General features: G+C 60.1%; 18 protein-coding genes. 10 read left to right on the top strand and 8 right to left on the bottom strand.

The features are described from left to right. Nucleotides 1-18 precede the first annotated feature (18 nt). On the bottom strand, nucleotides 19-1,557 hold the full coding sequence (locus tag ACR0IK_RS01890; RefSeq protein ID WP_480640270.1) for a TrkH family potassium uptake protein: 1,539 nt from the start codon (nucleotides 1,555-1,557) through the stop codon (nucleotides 19-21). Next, complete coding sequence (trkA, locus tag ACR0IK_RS01885) at nucleotides 1,557-2,933, bottom strand: Trk system potassium transporter TrkA (RefSeq protein WP_480640269.1); 1,377 nt, start codon at nucleotides 2,931-2,933, stop codon at nucleotides 1,557-1,559. Before trkA ends, ACR0IK_RS01890 begins: the two co-directional genes overlap by 1 nt. Before the next feature lie 96 nt (nucleotides 2,934-3,029). Between trkA and ACR0IK_RS01880 the strand changes: the two genes are divergently transcribed. Continuing rightward, the gene (locus tag ACR0IK_RS01880; RefSeq protein WP_480640268.1) at nucleotides 3,030-3,512 is read left to right on the top strand and encodes a hypothetical protein; all 483 of its coding nucleotides are present in this window, start codon (nucleotides 3,030-3,032) and stop codon (nucleotides 3,510-3,512) included. Between the two features lie 12 nt (nucleotides 3,513-3,524). On the opposite strand, the gene ntrX is transcribed toward ACR0IK_RS01880, so the two are convergent. The 5 genes from ntrX to dusB form a co-directional block, all read right to left on the bottom strand. Further along, nucleotides 3,525-4,934, bottom strand: coding sequence for a nitrogen assimilation response regulator NtrX (gene ntrX, locus ACR0IK_RS01875; RefSeq protein WP_480589322.1), 1,410 nt, complete (start codon nucleotides 4,932-4,934; stop codon nucleotides 3,525-3,527). Continuing rightward, nucleotides 4,931-7,219, bottom strand: coding sequence for a sensor histidine kinase NtrY-like (locus ACR0IK_RS01870; protein ID WP_480640267.1), 2,289 nt, complete (start codon nucleotides 7,217-7,219; stop codon nucleotides 4,931-4,933). The genes ntrX and ACR0IK_RS01870 overlap by 4 nt, the downstream gene beginning before the upstream one ends. A gap of 99 nt (nucleotides 7,220-7,318) precedes the next feature. Continuing rightward, complete coding sequence (locus ACR0IK_RS01865; RefSeq protein WP_480589327.1) at nucleotides 7,319-8,686, bottom strand: response regulator; 1,368 nt, start codon at nucleotides 8,684-8,686, stop codon at nucleotides 7,319-7,321. Between the two features lie 38 nt (nucleotides 8,687-8,724). Further along, entirely contained in the window at nucleotides 8,725-9,792 is a 1,068-nt protein-coding gene (locus ACR0IK_RS01860; RefSeq protein ID WP_480589330.1) for a two-component system sensor histidine kinase NtrB, read from the bottom strand. Next, nucleotides 9,789-10,772 carry a tRNA dihydrouridine synthase DusB gene (dusB, locus tag ACR0IK_RS01855; RefSeq protein ID WP_480640266.1) on the bottom strand — a complete coding sequence of 328 codons (984 nt, stop codon included), beginning with the start codon at nucleotides 10,770-10,772 and terminating at the stop codon, nucleotides 9,789-9,791. Before dusB ends, ACR0IK_RS01860 begins: the two co-directional genes overlap by 4 nt. A gap of 185 nt (nucleotides 10,773-10,957) precedes the next feature. Between dusB and ACR0IK_RS01850 the strand changes: the two genes are divergently transcribed. The 6 genes from ACR0IK_RS01850 to ACR0IK_RS01825 all read left to right on the top strand — a co-directional run bounded on the left by ACR0IK_RS01850 (nucleotide 10,958) and on the right by ACR0IK_RS01825 (nucleotide 16,897). Then, nucleotides 10,958-12,088, top strand: a complete 1,131-nt coding sequence (locus ACR0IK_RS01850) for a bifunctional 2-C-methyl-D-erythritol 4-phosphate cytidylyltransferase/2-C-methyl-D-erythritol 2,4-cyclodiphosphate synthase (protein ID WP_480640265.1) — start codon at nucleotides 10,958-10,960, stop codon at nucleotides 12,086-12,088. Beyond that, nucleotides 12,085-12,582, top strand: a complete 498-nt coding sequence (locus ACR0IK_RS01845; RefSeq protein WP_480640264.1) for a phosphatidylglycerophosphatase A family protein — start codon at nucleotides 12,085-12,087, stop codon at nucleotides 12,580-12,582. Before ACR0IK_RS01850 ends, ACR0IK_RS01845 begins: the two co-directional genes overlap by 4 nt. Further along, a complete protein-coding gene (locus ACR0IK_RS01840) occupies nucleotides 12,579-13,061 on the top strand; it encodes a CinA family protein (RefSeq protein WP_480640263.1) in 483 nt (160 codons plus the stop codon). Before ACR0IK_RS01845 ends, ACR0IK_RS01840 begins: the two co-directional genes overlap by 4 nt. Before the next feature lie 143 nt (nucleotides 13,062-13,204). Further along, nucleotides 13,205-14,386: an ammonium transporter gene (locus ACR0IK_RS01835; RefSeq protein WP_480589343.1), complete on the top strand. Its 1,182-nt coding sequence runs from the start codon at nucleotides 13,205-13,207 to the stop codon at nucleotides 14,384-14,386. A 143-nt stretch (nucleotides 14,387-14,529) separates the two neighbouring features. Then, nucleotides 14,530-15,207 (top strand): orotate phosphoribosyltransferase, encoded by a 678-nt coding sequence (locus tag ACR0IK_RS01830; RefSeq protein ID WP_480640262.1) that lies wholly within the window; start codon nucleotides 14,530-14,532, stop codon nucleotides 15,205-15,207. Nucleotides 15,208-15,406: 199 nt separating this feature from the next. Further along, nucleotides 15,407-16,897 (top strand): replicative DNA helicase, encoded by a 1,491-nt coding sequence (locus ACR0IK_RS01825; RefSeq protein WP_480640261.1) that lies wholly within the window; start codon nucleotides 15,407-15,409, stop codon nucleotides 16,895-16,897. Nucleotide 16,898: 1 nt separating this feature from the next. Here ACR0IK_RS01825 and ACR0IK_RS01820 read toward each other — a convergent pair whose 3' ends face one another. Further along, complete coding sequence (locus ACR0IK_RS01820; RefSeq protein ID WP_480640260.1) at nucleotides 16,899-17,438, bottom strand: GNAT family N-acetyltransferase; 540 nt, start codon at nucleotides 17,436-17,438, stop codon at nucleotides 16,899-16,901. Between the two features lie 216 nt (nucleotides 17,439-17,654). On the opposite strand from ACR0IK_RS01820, the gene alr reads away from it, so the two are divergent. From alr to ACR0IK_RS01805, 3 genes are read left to right on the top strand one after another with little or no spacing between them, the layout of a single operon-like run. Beyond that, entirely contained in the window at nucleotides 17,655-18,689 is a 1,035-nt protein-coding gene (gene alr, locus ACR0IK_RS01815; protein WP_480640259.1) for an alanine racemase, read from the top strand. Further along, the gene (locus tag ACR0IK_RS01810) at nucleotides 18,686-19,468 is read left to right on the top strand and encodes an MlaE family ABC transporter permease (protein ID WP_480589355.1); all 783 of its coding nucleotides are present in this window, start codon (nucleotides 18,686-18,688) and stop codon (nucleotides 19,466-19,468) included. The genes alr and ACR0IK_RS01810 overlap by 4 nt, the downstream gene beginning before the upstream one ends. Further along, the gene (locus tag ACR0IK_RS01805; protein ID WP_480640258.1) at nucleotides 19,465-20,211 is read left to right on the top strand and encodes an ABC transporter ATP-binding protein; all 747 of its coding nucleotides are present in this window, start codon (nucleotides 19,465-19,467) and stop codon (nucleotides 20,209-20,211) included. The genes ACR0IK_RS01810 and ACR0IK_RS01805 overlap by 4 nt, the downstream gene beginning before the upstream one ends. The last annotated feature ends 372 nt before the right edge of the window (nucleotides 20,212-20,583 follow it).

The following is a 20,583-nucleotide window of genomic DNA, read 5'->3' as shown; positions in this document are numbered from 1 at the left end:
TAGCAAATCTGTTGAAAGTTAATCCCGCCAGAGACTTGGCGTAATCAGCGCAATGATCGCCAGCGTTTCCAGCCGTCCGATCACCATCGCCGCGCACATGGTCAGCTTGGCCCCGGCAGACAGGTCCACAATCCGGATCGGGAAATCCGTGGCCAACTCAATCAACGGACCCGTGGTGCTGAGCGAAGCGACAGTCAGTACCATGGCCTGTTCGAACCCCGCTCCCATCAACCCCAACAGAAGGTTGAACAACGCCGCCGTCAGCGCGAACATCATCAAGAAGATCCACGCGATGAAGGCACCGTCGCTCTGAATGCGCCGGTTACCGCCGCCCTCGCCGCTGACCGACGAGGGATAGATCAGCCGGTCAATCTCGCGCGCGCCGTTCAGATATAGGGCGAAAACCCGCAGCAGTTTGACCCCACCTGCGGTGGTGGCGACGCCACCACCGATCAGGGCCAGCCCCATCAGGATCAACCCGGGCGTACCCAACCCCGAAAGCTGCTGCGCGTCATTCCAATTGGCGCTCTCGAACCCGGCAGTGGTCAGGAAGGACAGCACCGTGAATACCATGCCCCAGAACACCTTCACGGCTTCTATTGGGTGCAGCGTGCCGCCGATTTCGTTGACGCCGGCCCATACGCGGAAGAACAGCAGTGTGGCAACGACGATCACGATCACCAAACCGATCCGGAATTCAGGGTCCTTGTCCAGCCGCGAATACCCCGTTGTGGCGGTATCGGTGGAGAAGGTCAGCCGCGACAGAGCAAAAAACAGAAACAGGAACAGGATCGCTTCGCCGGTAATACCGGCCTGCGCGCCTTCCAGCCCGCCCACAGGCGAAATTCCGGACGTGGCCATGGTGGACATGGCATGGCAGACGGCGGTCAACCCTTGCTCACCCACGATCAGCAACAGCAGCCAGATCACCGCCGTCAGCCCCGCATACACCGGCGTCAGCGTCAGTGTCACCCGTATCAGACGCCCGCGAGGGTCGACCTTTTCGCTTTGCGCCACGCCCGAGACCGGACGGCCGGGCTGCCCCCGCGCGGTCACCTCGAACCCGCCCAGCGACAGTGGTGCCAGGATCGCCGCCGCCGAAATCCACATCAGCAAACCACCCATCCAGCCCACTAGCGCCCGCCACAGATGCAGAGGCGCTGTCAGTCGGTCGGGATCGGGGAAAACGTCGGCGCCCGTGGTCGTCAGTGCGCTGACCATATCGAAATAGGCGTTCAGGAAAGTCGTGTTTCCCAACGCATCATGCAGCGGGATGGCAAGGAACACCGGCAGGACTGTAAAACAGCCTAACAGCACCGCCAACTGCCCCAGCGTTCCGCGGCGCGGCACCCGGCTGGACGCTGCCATCGCAATCGTTGCCACGACAAACAGCCCCAACAAACCCGAATAAAAAAACGAACGCGAAGTGTCGTGGTTGTCCAACGCCAGCGCATGAATCGCGGGTATCCACATGGACAGCGAGAAAACACCCCAGATCAGCAGAAACAGCGGCAAGCGCCGCACCAGCCCGATCCGTTGTGTCCTCGCGCGTATCATCAGAAGAAATCGATCGAAACCTGCATCAGTCGCTCGACCTCGGGGACATCCTTGGCCATGGCAAAGATCGCCACCACATCTTTTTCCTCGATCCGCAGACTGCCGGTGGGGCGCAACAACTCATCACCTTTGAGGACCGCCCCCACCAGAACACCCTCGGGGAAGTCGATGTCGCGCAATCTTTGCCCGGCCATGGGAGAGGTTGACAGTACCTCGGCCTCGATCACTTCGGCCTCGGCATCGCCGATGGAATAGACCTGCCGTACACGCCCGTGGCGGATGTGGCGCAGAATCGAACTGACCGTGGTCGCGCGTGGGTTGATATAGGCGTCGATCCCGAGCGGGCCCATCAGCGCCACCATGCTAGGATCGTTGATCAGCGCAATTGCCAACGCGCAGCCTTCTGCCTTGGCCCGCACGGCGGCCAGCATGTTTGCGCGGTCGTCATCGGTGACCGCCAGCATCGCGTCCGCGCGTTCAATACCAGCCTCGCGCAGCAAGGCAGCATCCAGCCCGTCACCGTTCAGAACAATAGTGCGCTCCAGCGCTTCGGCAGCCAGCTCAGCACAGTGACGGTCACGCTCAATAATCTTGGCGCGCACCCGGCTTTCACGCTCCTCCAGCGTTCGCGCGACTTCCAGTCCGACGTTGCCGCCCCCCACGATCACCACGCGATCCTGTTTCTTTTGGGTTTTACCGAAAACCTCCATCGTGCGGTCAACGTCTTTTACGTTAGTAAAGACATAGCATTCGTCACCGACAAACAGTTGATCCTCGGATTCCGGAGCGAACAGGCTGCCGTCGCGCCGAACCCCAACGACAATCGAGCTGAGCGTCGAAAAGAGATCCGTCAACTGTCGCAGCGGCGTGTTTATGATCGGGCAGTCTTCGTCGATGCGGATGCCCAGCAGCTGCGCCTTGCTGTCCATGAACATCTCGGTGTCAAAGGCCGATGGCGCGGAGAGGCGGCGCATCGCGGCGGCGGCCACTTCACGCTCGGGGCTGATCACCACGTCAATGGGCAGGTGGTCGCGGCGGTACAGATCCGAGTGGATTGCCTCGAGGTAGGATTTCGACCGCAGGCGTGCGATCTTGCGCTGGATCGAGAACACCGAATGCGCCATCTGACAGGTGACCATATTCACCTCGTCCGAATGGGTCGCGGCGATGATCATATCGGCGTCGCGGGCTCCTGCTCGCTCCAGCACATCCGGGTAACTGGCGAACCCGGCGATCCCCTGCACATCCAGAGTCTCGGTCGCGCGGCGCACCAGATCGGAGTTGTTGTCCACCACCGTTACGTCGTTGAGTTCGCCCGACAGGTGCCGTGCAATCTGCCAGCCAACCTGACCGGCACCGCAAATTATGACCTTCATGTTTTTGGCCCTTCTGCCTGAAATCTTTGAATGACAGATGCCCCCATAGCGGTCAATTGAATTGTCATACCTGCGCAGCTAAGGCAAGATAAGCCTATGAAAACAGTGCTTCGTCTGCTTGTTCCAATGATTGCCTTGTCCGCATGTAGCGGTCCGCTTTCGCTGTATTACCGCGAAGGCGAAAGCGTATCGCGTGTGCAGTCCGAAACCACGCAATGTCAGGTTCTGGCACTTGAGGACGTGCCGGTGGCTAATCAGGTGCGGCAAAACCCGCCTACCTACTGGCCCGGCCGCACCTATTGCGATGGCCGGGGGCGCTGCTACCGCTCGGCCGGCTGGTGGCAACCAGGGAGCGTGTACACCGTCGACGTCAACCAGGGGCTGCGCAACCTGGTCGAGACGCAGTGCATGGCCAAGAAGGGATTTCGCCCGGTTAGCCTACCGCCCTGCAAGCAGAACGTAAAATCACAGACCGCCGCGGTGCCTACAACAAAACTGCCGCCATTGAGCACCCAGTCCTGTTACGTGAAATTCGACAACGGGTCGTTCCAGATCATAACGCCCGGTCAGGCCGGGTAAGGACCCGGCGAATTATTCCGCCGGTTCCGGTTCGTCCAGTTGCGCCACCCGTGCGCCGGATTTGTTCGAGGTCACCACACCCAGCGATTTCAGTTTGCGGTGCAGCGCGCTGCGCTCCATCCCAACAAAGCTGGCGGTTCGGCTGATATTGCCGCCAAAGCGATTGATCTGGGTCAACAGGTATTCTCGTTCGAACGCCTCGCGCGCTTCGCGCAGCGGCAAGGTCGCAAGGGCCCCCGAAAGAACCACGCGGCCCGAATCGTCGGTCTTTTCCTCTTCTGCCGGCAGTTCCTTGGCCTCAATCGGCCCTGATTCATCACCAAGGATCAACACACGTTCGATCAGGTTCTTGAGCTGACGTACGTTGCCGGGCCAGGTCATGGTCTGCAGCAACGCCACGGCCTCTTCCGAGATTTCGCGCAGGGCCAGCCCCTGAGATTCGTTGCACATTTCAATGAAATGCTGTGCCAGAACCGGGATATCCTCGCGCCGCTCTTCCAGCGACGGCACCGCTATCGGCACCACGTTCAGGCGGTGGTAAAGTTCCTCGCGGAAGCGGTCAGCGCTGATCTCATGCTCCAGATCGCGGTTGGTGGAAGAGATCACCCGCAGATCAACCCGCACCTTGTCCGATCCGCCCACACGTTGAAACTGCTGGTCAACCAGCACGCGCAGGATCTTGGACTGGGTGCCCAGTGGCATATCCGCAACCTCGTCGAAGTAAACCACACCGCCATGGGCCTCCTCCAACAGACCGGATTCGATGCCGCGCTCCGAGGATTCGCGGCCGAACAGCACCTCTTCCACGCGCTCAGGTTCAATCCCGGCGCAGTTCACGGTCACGAAGGGCGCGTTGGCGCGGTTGGAATGAGCGTGAATATACCGCGCCGCGATTTCCTTGCCTGACCCGGCCGGACCGCTCAGCATCACACGGCCATTGGATTTAGTCACCTTGTCCAACTGGCTCTGCATCGCGCGGAAAGCGGCAGATTTGCCAATCATGTCGGAACTGGTGACCTCTTTGCGCTTGAGCGACGCATTCTCGCGACGCAGGCGAGAGGTTTCCATCGCCCGGCGGATCACCACCATCAGTTGGTCGATATTGAAGGGCTTCTCGATAAAGTCGTAAGCGCCCTGTTTGATTGCCGCTACCGCAATTTCGATGTTGCCGTGGCCGGAAATGATAACCACCGGCACATCCGGGTTATCGCGTTTCACCGCTTTTAGAATGTCGATCCCGTCCATGCGGCTGTCCTTCAGCCAGATATCCAGAATCAACAGCCCCGGCGGTTCGGAATTGATCTCGGCCATGCACTCGTCCGAGTTGCCAGCCAGCCGGGTTGAATAGCCTTCGTCCTCCAGAATGTCGGACACCAGTTCGCGAATATCGCGTTCGTCATCTACGATCAGAATGTCGCTCATCTTTGGCCTGCTTTCAGTTTGTTTGTATGAATTGCCTGCTTCTGTGGCGCTGCGGTCGGAGAGAGATTACCCCCCGGCAAACGGATCACGGCCATCGCACCGAAATGGTCCTGTCCGTCAAAGACGGGCGCATCTTCCAGGGTGAGCGCTCCGCCATGTTCTTCGATGATCTTCTTGACGATGGGCAGGCCCAGCCCGGTGCCCTCGTCCCGTGTGGTCACATACGGCTCGAACAGGCGCGCCCGGTCTTCGGGCAGGCCAATGCCGTTGTCTGCAATGGTGATGACCGTCCCCGCATCGTCGCCGGTAACGTCCACTTTGATCTGTGGTTTCAGATTGTCTGGTGGGTCTTTTTTCTTTAAAGTCTCAATGGCCTCACCTGCGTTCTTGATCAGGTTGGTCAGCGCCTGATTCAGCATCGTCGCATCCAGATCCGCCAGGATCGGGTAATCCGGCAGAGTAGCGTCGATCTGAACATCCGGCTGCCCGGCTTGTTGCAACAACACCGCTTCGCGCACCAGTCCGACGACGTCTTCTTCGCGCCGGTCCGGCTCCGGCATCCGTGCGAACTTCGAGAACTCATCCACGATCCGCCGCAGGTCATTGGTCTGCCGCACGATCACGTCGGTCATGGATTCGAGGCTGTCGCAATCCTCTTCATTCAGTTTGCGTGAGAATTTGCGTTTGATCCGCTCGGCGCTCAGCTGGATCGGGGTCAGCGGGTTCTTGATCTCGTGCGCGATGCGCCGCGCCACATCCCCCCACGCGGCCATACGCTGCGCGCTGACCAGATCGGTCACATCGTCGAACGCCACCACATACCCTTCAAGCCCGCCATCCTCACCGCGTCGCGTCGCCATCCGAACCAGCAGGTTTTCCAACCGCCCTTTGCGTGTAACTTTAACCTCGCCCTGAACTGCTTCCTGCCCGCTATCCTTGAGGCTTTCAAACAGCGGAAGAAACTCTGGCACTGCGATACCAATCGAGAGCTTCTCGTCCACATGCGCCCAGTCCAGCAGACGTTCGGCCGAGCGGTTCACGAAGGTCACGCAGCCATCCGGATCAACCCCAACCACGCCAGACGTCACCGAGCTGAGTACCGAATCGAACAGGCGTCGACGGCGTTCGATCTGGCGGGTGTTTTCCAGCAGTGTGTCGCGTTGGCCTTTAAGTTGCCGGGTCATCTGGTTGAAATAACGGCCCAACATGGCGATCTCATCGTCACTGGCTTCTTCGATCACCTGCACACTCAGGTCACCGGCGCCAACGCGCTGCGCCGCCGTGGTCAGCCGCCCAACCGGGCGCGACAGGCGCTCGGCGAACCACATGCCCAGCGACATCGCCGCCAGAATCAGGATCACCGCAAAACTCAGGTACAACAGACCGAACTCGAACAGCACCCGGCCCCGTTCACTTTCAAGCTGCTGATAAAACTGCACCGTCTCCTTGGTGTCGTCCAGCAGCGTCAGCAACTGGCCATCCACCTCGCGGCTAACATAGAGATACCGGTCGAGATAGGCCTGCAATGGTACCAGCGCGCGAAACTCGCTGTTTTGCCAGTCTGCAATTATCAGCAAGCCATTATCCGTGGATTCGACCATCTGTTCGGGTGTGGGCGCCTCGTAATTGAACAGATAGGAACGATCACCACGTGATCGGATTTCCCCACTGCTGTCAATGACATAGGCTTCACGCAGCCCCCGCTGGATTTGCGCCTGCCCCTGAGCCAGAACCTCTCGCAGTTCGGCATCCGAAATATAGTAGTCCCGCGCACGGGCTGCATCCAGGAAACGTGCCAGTACAACCGCGTCCTGCGTCAAACCCTCACGGTGTTCCTGCTCATAGGCCTCGGCTGCTGTCAGGGATGAACCCACAACCTCTCGTACGCGGTCCGAGAACCATCCCTCGAGACCGATATTCACCGTCAGGCCTGCAAAGATCGCAACAGTGACGGTCGGCACCAGGGCTAACAGCGTGAATGCGCCGATCAGCCGAAGGTGCAGACGGGAACCAGCCGATTTCGCTCGGCGGGCAGCGATCAGACTGCCGACCTGCCCCAGAACCAGCGCAGCGACGACAAGCACATAAACAAGGTCTGCAAGAAGGATCAGGCGCAGCGTGGGGGCCGTTGCCCCCAGATCAAACGGACCGATGACAAGATAGGTGGCAAGCGCCAACGCAGGGCCTAGAAGAACCAGCCCCAAGGTGCCGAAATTGCGCAGTTTTCGGGATTTCCGCCACCGATTGATCGCCGGAATCGGCCCGCTCTGTGCCCGGGTTGCCACCGTCTGCCCTCATCCTGATGTGTCGCATGCGCGACGTACCGCCATATGTCGTGGTCCTTGCCGGGGGAGAACCCGGATGCCACGGTTTGTGTGGCGATATTACATCAGTTTGCGTCGACGTGTCACCTGAATATCGAGATCTGTAATTTTTTTCCGCAGGGTATTTCGATTGATCCCAAGCAAATCCGCACATTTCGCCTGATTTCCGCCGGTTGCGTCCAGCGCCAGTTCGATCAACGGCGCCTCCACCTCACGCAGGATACGTTGATACAGACCCGGAGGCGGCAGCAAATTGCCGTGCAGGTCGAAATACCGACGCAAATGGCGCGCCACCGAGGCTGACAGTTTCTCGCGTTCGCCATCGCCCAGAACCGGTTCGGCCTCGGGCTGGCTACCCAGCACCATCTCGACCTCGGCCTTGGAGATTTCATCGGCGCGGCTGGTCAGGCTCAGACGGCGGATCGCGTTTTCCAACTGCCGCACATTGCCCGGCCAGGAATAGCGCCGCACCAGTTCCACCGCATCCGGGCTGAGCCAGCGTTTGGCGCCGTGCTCACGTTCTTCGCGCGCCAGAAAATGATCCGCCAGCAGGGTGATATCGTCGACCCTCTCCCGCAGGGCTGGCACATGCACGGTCGCGCCGCACAAGCGGTAGTAAAGGTCTTGCCGCACCCGACCGCTCTCCATCGCTTCGGTCAGGTCCGACTGGCTGGTGGCCATGAAACGCGGTACGTGATCGCCGGGTGTGTCCATCATTCGGACGATACGAGCCTGCAACTCGTCCTCAATATCCGCGATCTCATCGATCAGCAGCGTGCCGCCACGTACCCGTGCCATCACCCGCGCAGGGCCTTCCAGATCACGCAGATCACCAGCGGTGGCCGTAACAAACGGCAATGTGCGTCGGTCCGAGAAATCGTGAATAGCACGTGCGATCAAAGACTTACCGGTGCCACTTTCACCGGATATCATCACCGACAGATCGGTATTCATCACCCTTGCGACAAGCCGATACAGGGCCTGCATCACCGGAGTCCGCCCAACCAGAGGCAGTTCTTCCGGCCCGTCATCAGTAGTTTCCAACACTTCGGTCTGTACGCGCTGTTTCTGCTCCAGCGCCCGCGCGGTGCGTTTCATAAGATCGGGCAGATCGAACGGCTTGGGCAAATAGTCGTATGCATCGGCCTCCGCCGCCTGAATCGCCGTCATGATCGTGTTTTGGGCCGAGATCACGATGACCGGCAAGCCGGGCCGGTCCTGCGCAATCTTGGGCAGCATCTCTAACCCGTTGCCATCCGGCATGACCACGTCCGAGATCACCACGTCGCCCTTACCTTCCCCGACCCAGCGCATCAGCGTAGTCAACGAGGATGTGGCGTGAACCTTGCACCCGGCCCGCGTCAGGGCCTGAGTCAGAACGGTGCGGATCGTGCGATCGTCATCTGCGACCAGTACTGTGCCATCCATCGGGTGCTCTCCTTATATCGCTGCTCTTGTCGGCTGTTTCAGGTTGCGTCTTTCGGTGCTCGCCTCAGCGAGATGCGGAACACCGTGCGGCCCGGCACCGAGTCGGTGGAAATCCAGCCGTCATGGTCCGAGATGATCTTGCTCACCAGCGCCAACCCAAGGCCGGTGCCGTTTTCCTTGCCCGACACGAACGGGTCGAAGATATCGCTGCGAATCTTCTCGGGCAGGCCCGGGCCGTCATCGATGATCTCGATCTGCAGCGGCAGCGAATGGCCGGAACCGTCACTGCGGCGCAGTCGAAAGGAGTGTTCGAAATAAGTACGCAAGCGAATGGTGCCACCTTTGGAATCAGCGGCTTCCGAGGCGTTCTTGAGCAGGTTCAGCACCACCTGCAAGAACTGATCCGGGTCGCCATAGGCCAACGGTAGCGAAGGGTCGTAATCCTCGATGATCTTCATGTGCGCGCCAAACCCCAGCAGCGCCGAGCGTCGGGCACGATCCAGAACGTCGTGTATGTTGACTGGCTTGAAATCGGGCTGAGAAAGGTTACCAAACTGCTCGACCTGTTCCAACAGCTTCACGATACGGCGACTTTCGGCGACGATAAGATCAGTGAGTTCAAGGTCTTGCTGAGGGATATTCATGCTCAGTAACTGCGCCGCCCCGGTGATCCCGGCCAATGGATTCTTGATCTCATGCGCCAGCATCTCGGCCATGCCAATAGCGGATTGAGCGGCGGACTTGACCGTATTGCCTCGCGTCATCCGCCCCGCCAGTTCGCGCGGAGATATGATCATGATCATCGAGCCCGGATGCCCGACCAAAGGCGCGATCTGCAACGCGCATTGCAGCGGCGCACGGTTGCCCGACCCAGCATCCACGTCGTTGACGAACAGTGGCGTACTCTGCGCCCGCGCGCGCAAGAAGGCTTCTTCCAACGGCGCGTCCACGGCGATCTGGTCCCAGACCGGGTGCCCGATCACTGACTTGCGCGAGGCGTTCAGAAACCCCTCACCAGCCGAGTTTACGTCGGCAATCCGGTCCTCGGCGTCGATGATGAAGGCCGGAACCGGCAGCGAGGTCCAGATGCTTTGATCCGAAATCATGCCGCCACCTCAGTATCAGCGCTCAACGCGTCGCCTAGCAAGCGCAACACTTCATCCGTATCGCGCGAGGTCAGAACGGCGCGGCGCAGCGCGGGGGGCGTTCCGGCCTCCTCCATGTACCAGCCGAGATGCTTGCGCGCGACGCGCAGACCCAGATCATAACCGTAGAATTCGAGCATCGCCTGATAATGCGCGCGAACCATATCGATTAGTTCTTCGCCCGTGGGAATGTCAGGAGCCTCGGCGCCGTACAGGTCGTGGCAGATTTGCGCCAGCAGCCAGGGTTTGCCCTGCGCCCCGCGTCCGACCATGACCCCATCGGCCCCCGACTGATCCAAAGCCCTGCGCGCAGAGCCCGTATCCACAATGTCCCCGTTGGCGATGACCGGGATCGAGACCGCCTCTTTCACCGCCCGAATTGCGCGCCAGTCTGCGTGCCCTTTGTAAAACTGGCAGCGGGTGCGGCCATGGATTGTGACCATGCGGATACCGGCCTCCTGCGCTCGTCGCGCCACGTCAGGCGCGTTCAGCAGGGTGTCGTCCCAGCCCAAACGGGTCTTCAGCGTGACCGGCACATCGACGGCCTTAACCACCGCTTCGATCAGGGTTAGCGCGTGATCCGGCGTCTTCAACAGGGCAGATCCGGAATAGCCATTGGTCACCTTCTTGGCCGGGCAGCCCATGTTGATATCAATCACCCGCGCGCCGCGATCCGCCACCTGACGCGCGGCCTCGGCCATCCAATGCGCCTCGCGCCCCGCCAATTGTACAGCAGTGTTTTCCACATCCGCCGACAGTTCGGCCCGTTCGCGCACGCCGGGCTTGGCCTGCACCATCTCCTGACAGGCGACCATCTCGCTGACAACCAAGCCCGCGCCAAAGCGCATCACCAGATCACGGAACGGCCGGTCGGTGATTCCGGCCATCGGAGCCAGCAGCACCGGCGGGTTCAGGTCTTTTTCGGCGAGTTGAAGAGTCAACGTGCTTAATCCTTGGGCAGTTGTGGCTTTGATATCGAATTCAGCGCATATGAACAACAAAACGGCGGTCATCAAGCCCGCAAAATCATCACATGCCTAATTTTTAGGCAGGTTAGCGCGGGTGATTGCCTCTGCATTCACCGCACCCTAAACATTGCCCTCGAAACACCGGAGTAAATGCCCTCATGACCACCGCCGCCATCATTGTTGCCGCAGGACGCGGGCTGCGCGCCGGAGGGGGAATTCCCAAACAATGGCGCCAGCTGGCCGGGCGGCGCGTCGCAGACTGGACCATTGATCGGTTTCGAGGCCAAGTGGACCACATCGTGCTGGTCCTGTCGGAAGATGACAGCCCCGCGTGGGTTGAATTCGAAAACACCGACCTGATTCTGGCCAGTGGCGGCAGCGACAGGGCGGGGTCGGTCCGCAACGGCCTTGCTGCGCTTGCAGAGCTTGCGGTCGATCATGTCCTTATACATGACGTCGCCCGCCCCTGTGTCGGATTGCAAACCATTCAACACGTTCTGGTCACACTGAAAACTCATTCCGCGGCGGCACCGGGATCGCCGGTGACGGATGCGCTCTGGACCGGGGACGGCGCTGTAGTAACAGGTACGCAGGATCGCTCGGGCCTGTTCGCCGCGCAGACACCGCAAGGCTTTCACTATGATGCAATCGTTGCGGCACATAATGCTCATCCCGGAGGGGCTGCCGATGACGTCGAGGTCGCCCGCGCTGCCGGTCTGGACGTGGCCATAGTGCCGGGCGATGCGGATAACATCAAAATCACACGGCCCGAGGATTTTGCCCGGGCGGAACGCTTATTGGGAACGGATATGGATGTAAGGCTGGGAAACGGGTACGACGTGCATCGGTTTGGCGACGGAGATCACGTGATCCTTTGCGGCGTGACAGTGCCGCATGATCGCGGCCTGCAAGGGCATTCGGATGCCGACGTGGGGATGCACGCGGTGACAGACGCGATCTATGGCGCATTGGCACAGGGCGATATCGGTCAACACTTCCCGCCTTCAGATCCGCAATGGAAAGGCGCGGCCAGCGAGGTTTTCCTGCGTCACGCGGTCGAACTGGCCGAGGAGATGGGCTACCAGATTTCGAATGTCGATTGCACGCTGGTCTGTGAATACCCCAAGATCGGCCCCCACGCGCCTGCCATGCGGGAGGAGATGGCGCGGATCATGGGGCTGCGTGCCGATCAGGTCTCGGTCAAGGCGACCACGTCGGAACGTCTGGGCTTTACCGGCCGCAGTGAGGGAATTGCCTCGCTGGCCACAGCCTGTCTGGTGAAATCATGAATGCCGCGCGTTTGATCGGAACCGTCTTTGGCGTTGGATATCTGCGTCCGGCACCGGGCACATGGGGGTCTTTGGTCGCCCTGCCCTTGGCCTGGGTCTTGCATGTATTGGGTGGCTTCCCGTTACTGGTGATCGCGACCTTGGCCGTGTTTTTCGGCGGCCTCTGGGCAACCCGTGTGATGACCGCGAGCCAGGACAACCACGACCCGTCCGAGATCGTCATAGACGAGGTCGCCGGGCAATTCACCGCTCTGTGGGCGATATCCTATCCTTCCTGGGCGCATGGGATCGAGATCACGGCGCTCTGGCCCGGCTGGATCGCCGGATTCTTGCTGTTCCGCCTGTTCGACATCACCAAACCCGGCCCGGTCGGCTGGGCTGACCGTCGCAACGATGCGTTGGGCGTGATGCTCGATGATGTGATCGCAGGCGTCTTTGCCGGGGTTGGCGTGCTGATCCTTGCCGGTATCGCACACGGAGTACTGGGCCTGTGACCGTCGCCGCGCTTCTTGACCGCGCCAAGGCGCAAGGCGTGATGATAGCGACCGCCGAAAGTTGCACCGGCGGCATGGTCGCCGCGGCGCTGACCGACATCCCCGGCAGTTCCGCCGTGGTCGAGCGGGGCTTTGTCACCTACACCAACACAGCCAAACAGCAGATGTTGGGTGTACGAACCAAGACGCTGGCGGAGCATGGCGCGGTGTCTGAACAGGTCGCAGGCGAAATGGCCGAGGGCGCGCTGCGTAACTCGGATGCGCAACTCACCGTTTCGGTCACAGGTATTGCTGGCCCCGGCGGGTCCGAGTTCAAACCCGAGGGCCGGGTCTGCTTTGGACTGGCCGTTGACGGTGTACCGACCCACACCGAAACGGTGGAGTTTGGCGCGCTCGGTCGCGACAACGTTCGTCGTGCGGCGCGGGATCACGCGCTGGAACTGCTTTCAAAAGGGCTTTTCACTATCGCCCAAAAATAAGGCATCATACACATTATGGCGCGCATTTAATCACCAGTTAACAAAAAGCCGCCAAAACAGGCGCAAACAATCGCGTCTGCCTCTTTTTTCCCCGACCTCTCTCCGCTTCATGGCACCACGCAAGCTGAAGAGGAGACCGGCCGATGAATGGAGCCGATACCGCCTGGATCATAGTGGCAACCGCCCTGGTCCTGTTCATGACACTGCCGGGACTGGCCCTGTTTTATGGTGGCCTCGTGCGGGCCCGCAACGTGCTGAGCGTCTTTATGCACTGCTTTAGCATCGCCTGCCTTATGAGCATCCTGTGGCTGGTCGCAGGATATTCCATCGCATTCGGCGACGGCGGGTCGGGCCTGTGGGGCGGTCTGGGTAAGGCCTTCCTGAACGGTGTCGATGCTGACAGCCTGTCCGGCACCCTGCCCGAGGTTCTGTTCTTTGCCTTCCAGATGACCTTTGCCATCATCACCCCGGCCCTGATCGTCGGTGCCTATGTGGAACGCGTGGGCTATGGCTTTGTCCTGATGTTCTCGGCTCTTTGGATGCTTTTGTGCTACGCGCCCGTCGTTCACTGGATCTGGGGCGGCGGCATCCTGACCGATGGCGGTATCCTGGGTGAGGTCGGTGTCCGCGACTTTGCAGGCGGCATCGTGGTGCACGAAACCGCCGGTCTCGCCGCGTTGATCATCGCCGTCATCCTCGGGCCGCGCCGCAACCGCACCACCCCTCCACACAACCCCGGTTTTGTTATGATCGGCGCCGCGATGCTGTGGGTTGGCTGGTTCGGCTTCAATGGCGGATCGCAACTGGCGGCCGATGGCGGCGCTGCGATGGCGATGACCGTGACACATATCTCGGCCGCGACCGCCTCTCTGAGCTGGGCGCTGTATGAACGCATCAAATATGGCAAAGCCTCGATGGTGGGTCTGGTGACCGGTACAATCGCGGGTCTGGCCTCGATCACCCCGGCCTCGGGCTATGTCGATCCGGTGCAGGCATTGATTATCGGTGCTGTGGCTGGCGTCCTATGTCAGGAAGCCGTGAACGTTATCCGCAACATGCTGAACATCGACGATACGCTGGACGTGTTCGCGGTACACGGTGTGGGTGGCATCTTCGGTACCATCATGATCGCCGTCTTTGGTCTGGGCGCTTGGACCGCGCAGCTCGGCGGGCTGGTGATCGTAGGTGCCTTTACGTCAGTTGTCACATTTGTGTTGATCAAGGTGGTTGCGCTGATCACGCCGCTTCGCGTAGACGCAGAGACTGAAACAAACGGGCTCGATCTGTCGGCACATGGCGAGCGGGCCTACGATATGAGCAGCTGAGCCCACCTTGGCTGCCACCTGCCCGCGAGGGCCAAAGCGGACCTCTTGAAGGGGTCCGCTTTTCTTTTGCGCGCAAGCCTCTCGACTCTGGGTCGAGGGTCAGGCTATCAGCCCGCAACGTCATATTGTCCCGAGGTTGCACCATGATCCCCAGTTCCTTCCCCGATAGCACCGAAATCGCCCGGCTGACCGCGCGGATGCTGCTGGAGATCAAGGCCGTTCACTTCAATTCGCGCGAGCCGTTCACGTTGGCCAGTGGCCTGCCCAGCCCGACCTATATCGACTGTCGCAAGCTGATATCGTACCCGCGTATCCGCTCTACCCTGATGGACTTCCTGACCGTGACTGTGATGCGCGACGCGGGTTTTGAGGCGTTTGATAACATCGCAGGCGGTGAGACGGCCGGCATCCCCTTTGCCGCTATGGTCGCCGAGCGCATGGCCCTGCCGATGACCTATGTGCGCAAAAAGCCCAAGGGCTACGGCCGCAACGCCCGCATCGAAGGCGCGATGAGCGAAGGCGAGCGTGTCCTGTTGGTCGAAGACCTGACCACCGATGGCGGCTCGAAACTGTCTTTTGTGGATGCGATCCGCGAGACCGGCGCGACCTGCGGGCATACAGCGGTGATTTTCTACTACGGCATCTTCCCCGAGACCGAAAAAACCCTCGGCGATCATGGTGTAAAACTGCATCACCTGTGCACATGGTGGGATGTTCTGGCCGAGGCCAAGGCGCAGAAAGCCTTTGACCAAGAGACACTTGATGGCGTCGAGGCCTTCCTGAACGACCCGCGCGGATGGCAGGAAGCCAACAAAAGCTGACGTGACGGCACCTGTTGAGCAGTGTCAAGCACCGTCCGACAGGTCAGTGAAAACCACACAATATGTTGACGGCGGTCCCATTCATGTTTCAACATGATGGGGTCCGGAGATATGCACAGTCTATCCCCAGAAACATACAATTTGCCCCGACTCACGGGGCTCGGTTATGGACAGTGCCCAACAGGCATAGAGAGCAGCAATGAACGAGATCAGCAGCATCGAGCAGGCAGCGGCGCAGATTCAAAATGCCGAAACCATGCCGCATTCTATTGAAGCCGAGCAGCAGCTTCTGGGTGCGATCCTGACCAATAACGACCTCTATGACCGGGTGGCGTCGATCATCGGGTCCGAGCATTTTTATGATCCGGTTCACGCCCGCATCTACGAGGTTGCGGCCAATCGCATCGCCAAGAATGCGCTGGCCTCACCTGTGACGCTGAAATCCTTCATGGCTGAAGACGAGGGCCTGAAGGAGCTGGGTGGCCCGGCCTATCTGGTGAAACTGGCCGGTGCATCGATCAGCGCGTTCGCGGTGCATGACTATGCCCAGATGATATATGACCTTGCCATCCGGCGCGAGTTGATCCGGTTGGGTCGGGACATCTCGGACAAGGCGGCGCGAGTGGATGTATCCAGCGAGCCCAAAGAACAGATCGTCGAAGCCGAACAGCAGCTTTATCAGTTATCCGAGCAGGGCCAGACCGAACAGGGTTTCCAATCTTTCCTCAAGGCGGTCACAGAAGCCGTCAACGTCACCAATGAAGCGTACCAGCGCGGCGGTGGCATGGCGGGGATCTCTACCGGTCTGGCCGACTTGGACAAACAGTTGGGTGGCCTGCACCCGTCTGATCTGATCATCCTGGCGGGTCGCCCATCGATGGGGAAAACCTCACTTGCAACCAACGTGGCCTTCAACGTGGCCAAGGCGTACAAGCGCGGCACCAAGCCCGACGGCAGCGAAGGCGCGATTGACGGCGGCGTAGTCGGGTTCTTTTCGTTGGAAATGAGCGCCGAACAGTTGGCAGGCCGGGTCCTGGCCGAGGCTTCCGAGATCTCCTCGCACAAAATCCGGCAGGGCGACATGACCGAGGCCGAGTTCCGCCGTTTTGTGGACGCCGCCAAGGAATTGGAAGCCTGCCCTCTGTTCATCGACGACACCCCTGCTCTGCCGATCTCGCAGCTTGCCGCCCGCGCACGGCGGTTGAAGCGAACCCACGGGCTGGACTTGCTGGTGATCGACTACCTGCAGCTCTGCCGTGGCATGGCCGATAATCGGGTCAACGAAATCGCCGAGATTTCGATGGGCATGAAGGCCATCGCCAAGGAACTGAACATCCCGGTCATCGCGCTGTCCCAGCTGTCGCGTCAGGTCGAAAACCGCGATGACAAGCGCCCGCAACTATCAGACCTGCGGGAATCCGGCTCGATCGAACAGGATGCCGACGTGGTGATGTTCGTATTCCGCGAAGAGTACTACAAGGAACGCGAAAAACCCGGTGATCACGAACTGGAAAAGATGGAAGAATGGAAGCAGGCCATGGAACGCCTGCATGGCAAGGCCGAAGTCATCGTCGGCAAACAGCGTCACGGTCCCATCGGCACGGTCGAGCTGTCCTTCGAGGCGCAGTTCACCCGCTTCGGCAATCTGGTCAAACCCTGGCAGCAGGACGGCCAGATCGAGAGCTACTGATCTACCACAACTCGGGCCTGTTGAACGCGCTGACACAGCGCGAAGGGCCTTCAATTGGCGTCTCATTACCCCGCAAAGATTGCCCGATCCATCCATGTGGCATACTCAGCGGCATGGGCGGTTGAGCGTCCGCTTCGGTCATCGGCTGAAACCCGGTTTTGCAGTAGAAGGCCGGGTCGCCGTAAGTCACGACAAAATCCACACCATGCAGGCGCAACTGCTCTAGCCCGAAACCGATCAGCTTTTGACCGACCCCTGATTTCTGCCGATCAGTCCGCACCGCCACCGGAGACATCAGGAACACCTGTCGCGGGTCCTGATCATAGTGAAGCCGAGAAAACAGGATACACCCGGCCAGCACGTCGCGGTCCACGGCCAGAACGCCCAGCAGATCCTCCCCGGGGGTCGCGTTCAAAAGATCTGCCGCCAAAGCTCCGACCACGCGCCCTTCGTCCTCTCCCTCGGACGCGGTAAAGACATCCCGAAACAGTCCCGGCAACTCAGCGGCTCTGGCCTTGTAGTCAGCGGTCAGGTTCAACATATTCCGCTCCAATTCAGCAACATCGACAGTCCCCTTCAATGCCCGCAGTTGATCACAGCGCGAACACAATGGCGATACTCAGTGCAAGGCCATAAAGGCCTTTTTTCGCCAAGGCCTTGCGACACTGGCCAAAAGCTGCGCGGTATCGCAACGATATGCACAAGAATTGCCGTATTCCCCCTTGACCTGCCGCGCTCCAATGTCATGAACAGCACCATGAGTACCGCACGTTTGACGATCAATCTTCAGGCGCTGGCCAGCAACTGGCGGGCGCTCAACGCAAAAACGGATGTCGAGACCGGCGCCGTGGTCAAAGCCGATGCCTATGGCCTGGGGGCTGGGCCGGTGTCCGCGACCCTTGCCGAGGAAGGCGTCCGCAAGTTTTTTGTTGCCGTTGCGGAAGAAGGTGTCGCCGTGCGCAAGGCCATTGGCGCCGGCCCCATGATCGGCGTGTTCTCGGGTCATATGGAGGGTGACACCGACCTGCTGCGCGCTCATGACCTGACGCCGCTGATCAATTCACCCGAACAATTTCTGCGCCACCAACAAGCACTGCCGGATCGCCCCTTTGGCATTCAGCTGGACAGCGGTATGAACCGACTGGGTCTGGAACCGGCAGAATGGGCCGAACTGCGCCCCAAGGCCGAGCCGTTGAACCCGGCGGTGGTCATGTCGCACCTGGCCTGTTCGGATGAACCCGACCACCCGATGAACCGCCAGCAACTGAAAACCTTCCACGAGATGACGGACGGCGTCACCGCCCCCCGGTCTCTGGCGGCCACAGGCGGCACGTTGTTGGGACCCGAATTCCATTTCGACTTCTGCCGCCCCGGTGTCGGCCTTTACGGAGGCATGCCCTTTGCCGACGCCAAGCCCGTGGTGACAGTCGATCTGCCCGTCATTCAGGTACGCGCAGTCGAGGTCGGAGAAACCGTCGGCTACGGCAACAGCTGGATTGCCCGTCGCCCATCGCGCATCGCGACCGTGGCAGCAGGTTATGCCGACGGTCTGCACCGTGCCATAGGCGGCGGTATTGACACATTCGCTAGCGGTAAGCCCTGCCCAGTGGTTGGCCGGATCTCGATGGATCTGATCACCGTCGACGTTACCGACCTGCCCGAAGACCCTGAACGCCTGCGCATTCTGAACGGTCACCAAACTGTCGATGATCTGGCCGAGGCCGCGGGCACAATCGGGTATGAAATCCTCACCTCGCTTGGCGCGCGCTTTTCTAGGGGTTACGTGGAATGAACCCGCTCAACCTGCTGGGCGGTCTGGGCCGGGCGGTCCTGGCGCTGTTCGCCACCTTTGGCAAAGTCGCGCTGTTTTCGGTGGATGCGATCTCGCACATCTTCCGCCCGCCTTACTACCCGCGAGAGTTTGTCGTTGCGCTGATGAATATCGGCTGGCTGTCGCTGCCGGTTGTTGGCATGACCGCCATCTTCACCGGTGGCGCGCTGGCCCTGCAAATCTACGCTGGTGGCGCCCGTTTCAACGCCGAGGCCGTGGTACCACAAATCGTCGCCATCGGAATGGTACGCGAACTGGGGCCCGTTCTGGTCGGCCTGATGATCGCGGCACGCGTGACCTCTTCCATCGCGGCCGAGATCGCCACCATGAAAGTGACCGAGCAGATTGACGCGCTGGTCACCCTGTCCACCCACCCGATGAAATACCTGACCGCCCCGCGCGTTCTGGCCGCGCTGATCACCGTTCCGCTGCTGGTCGGGATCGGAGACATCATCGGCATCGCAGGCGGCTATGCGGTCGCGACACAGAATTTGGGTTTCAATCCGGCAAACTACCTGTCGAACACGGTCAATTTCCTTGAAGCCCGTGACATCGTCTCATCGCTGGTCAAAGGGGCCGCTTTCGGCCTGATCGCAGCGATCATGGGCTGCTATTACGGTATGGATTCGGGCCGCGGCGCGCAGGGTGTGGGCCGCGCCACAAAGTCCTCGGTCGAATCCGCCGCCATCATGATTCTGGCCGCCAACTTCATTCTGACAGGGGTGTTCTTCTCGCTATGATCCGGATGGAGAATGTACATAAGACATTTGGCGATAACCAGGTTCTGCAAGGCATGAACCTTGAGATCCCCAAAGGCACTTCGATGGTCATCATCGGCGGTTCTGGCACCGGTAAATCTGTGGCGCTGAAATGTATCCTGGGCCTGATCAAGCCCGACAGTGGAATGATCTACGTGAACGGCAAGGACGCGACCAAGGGCGACCGCGATAAATTTCTGGCCCGGTTCGGCATGCTGTTCCAGGGCGCGGCCCTGTTTGACTCGCTGCCCGTCTGGCAGAATGTCAGCTTCCGACTGCTGCGTGGCCCGCTGAAGCGCCCGCCGGAATACGCCCGCGAGATTGCCATCGAGAAACTGCGCCGCGTGGGTCTGAAATCCGACGTGGCTGACCGCTTTCCCTCAGAACTGTCGGGTGGCATGCAGAAACGCGTGGGCCTCGCCCGCGCCATCGCCGCCGAGCCCGAAATCATTTTCTTCGATGAGCCCACCACCGGCCTTGACCCCATCATGTCCGGCGTCATCAACGACCTGATCCGCGAGATCGTGACCGAGATGGGCGCCACCGCGATGACCATCACCCACGACATGAGTTCCGTCCGAGCCATTGCCGACAACGTCGCCATGCTGCACGGGGGCGTCATCCAATGGACCGGCCCGGTCAGCCAGATGGATGCCTCGGGTGATCCCTATGTGGAGCAGTTCATCAGCGGAAGCGCTGAGGGGCCTATTGAGGCGGTGCGGTGACGAACTTAGTTTCGGACTATTTATTGGGCCTCGGGCTGCTGTTTTGCTGGGCTTTCGCTGCTTACTTTGCGTTGGTGGGGTTTACACGGTTTCGAGTACTGTCCGTGTTGATACTTGCAACCTTTGCCTATGGGGTCCTATACGCTCTTCAACCAAGCTTCGCCCTACCCCAAACACCCTTTCTGATAGGTAACGCCCTGTGTTATGCCGCAATTTCAGTCGTTCTTTTGTGGCCTGGGCGTTTTTTTGATCTAAAGCCTTTTACAAGGCTAGTGGGCCTGGTTTTTATCGTCGCAGGTCCCGCAACAGTGTGGGCAGTTTTTCAGGGTTTAAAAACTGCCGTACCACCCATTGGCTAAGATCATAGCAAAT

It is taken from the genome of Ruegeria sp. BF7, from assembly GCF_056538605.1.
Note: the sequence above shows the minus strand (reverse complement) of the source record. Positions and strands in the feature narration are given on the sequence as shown.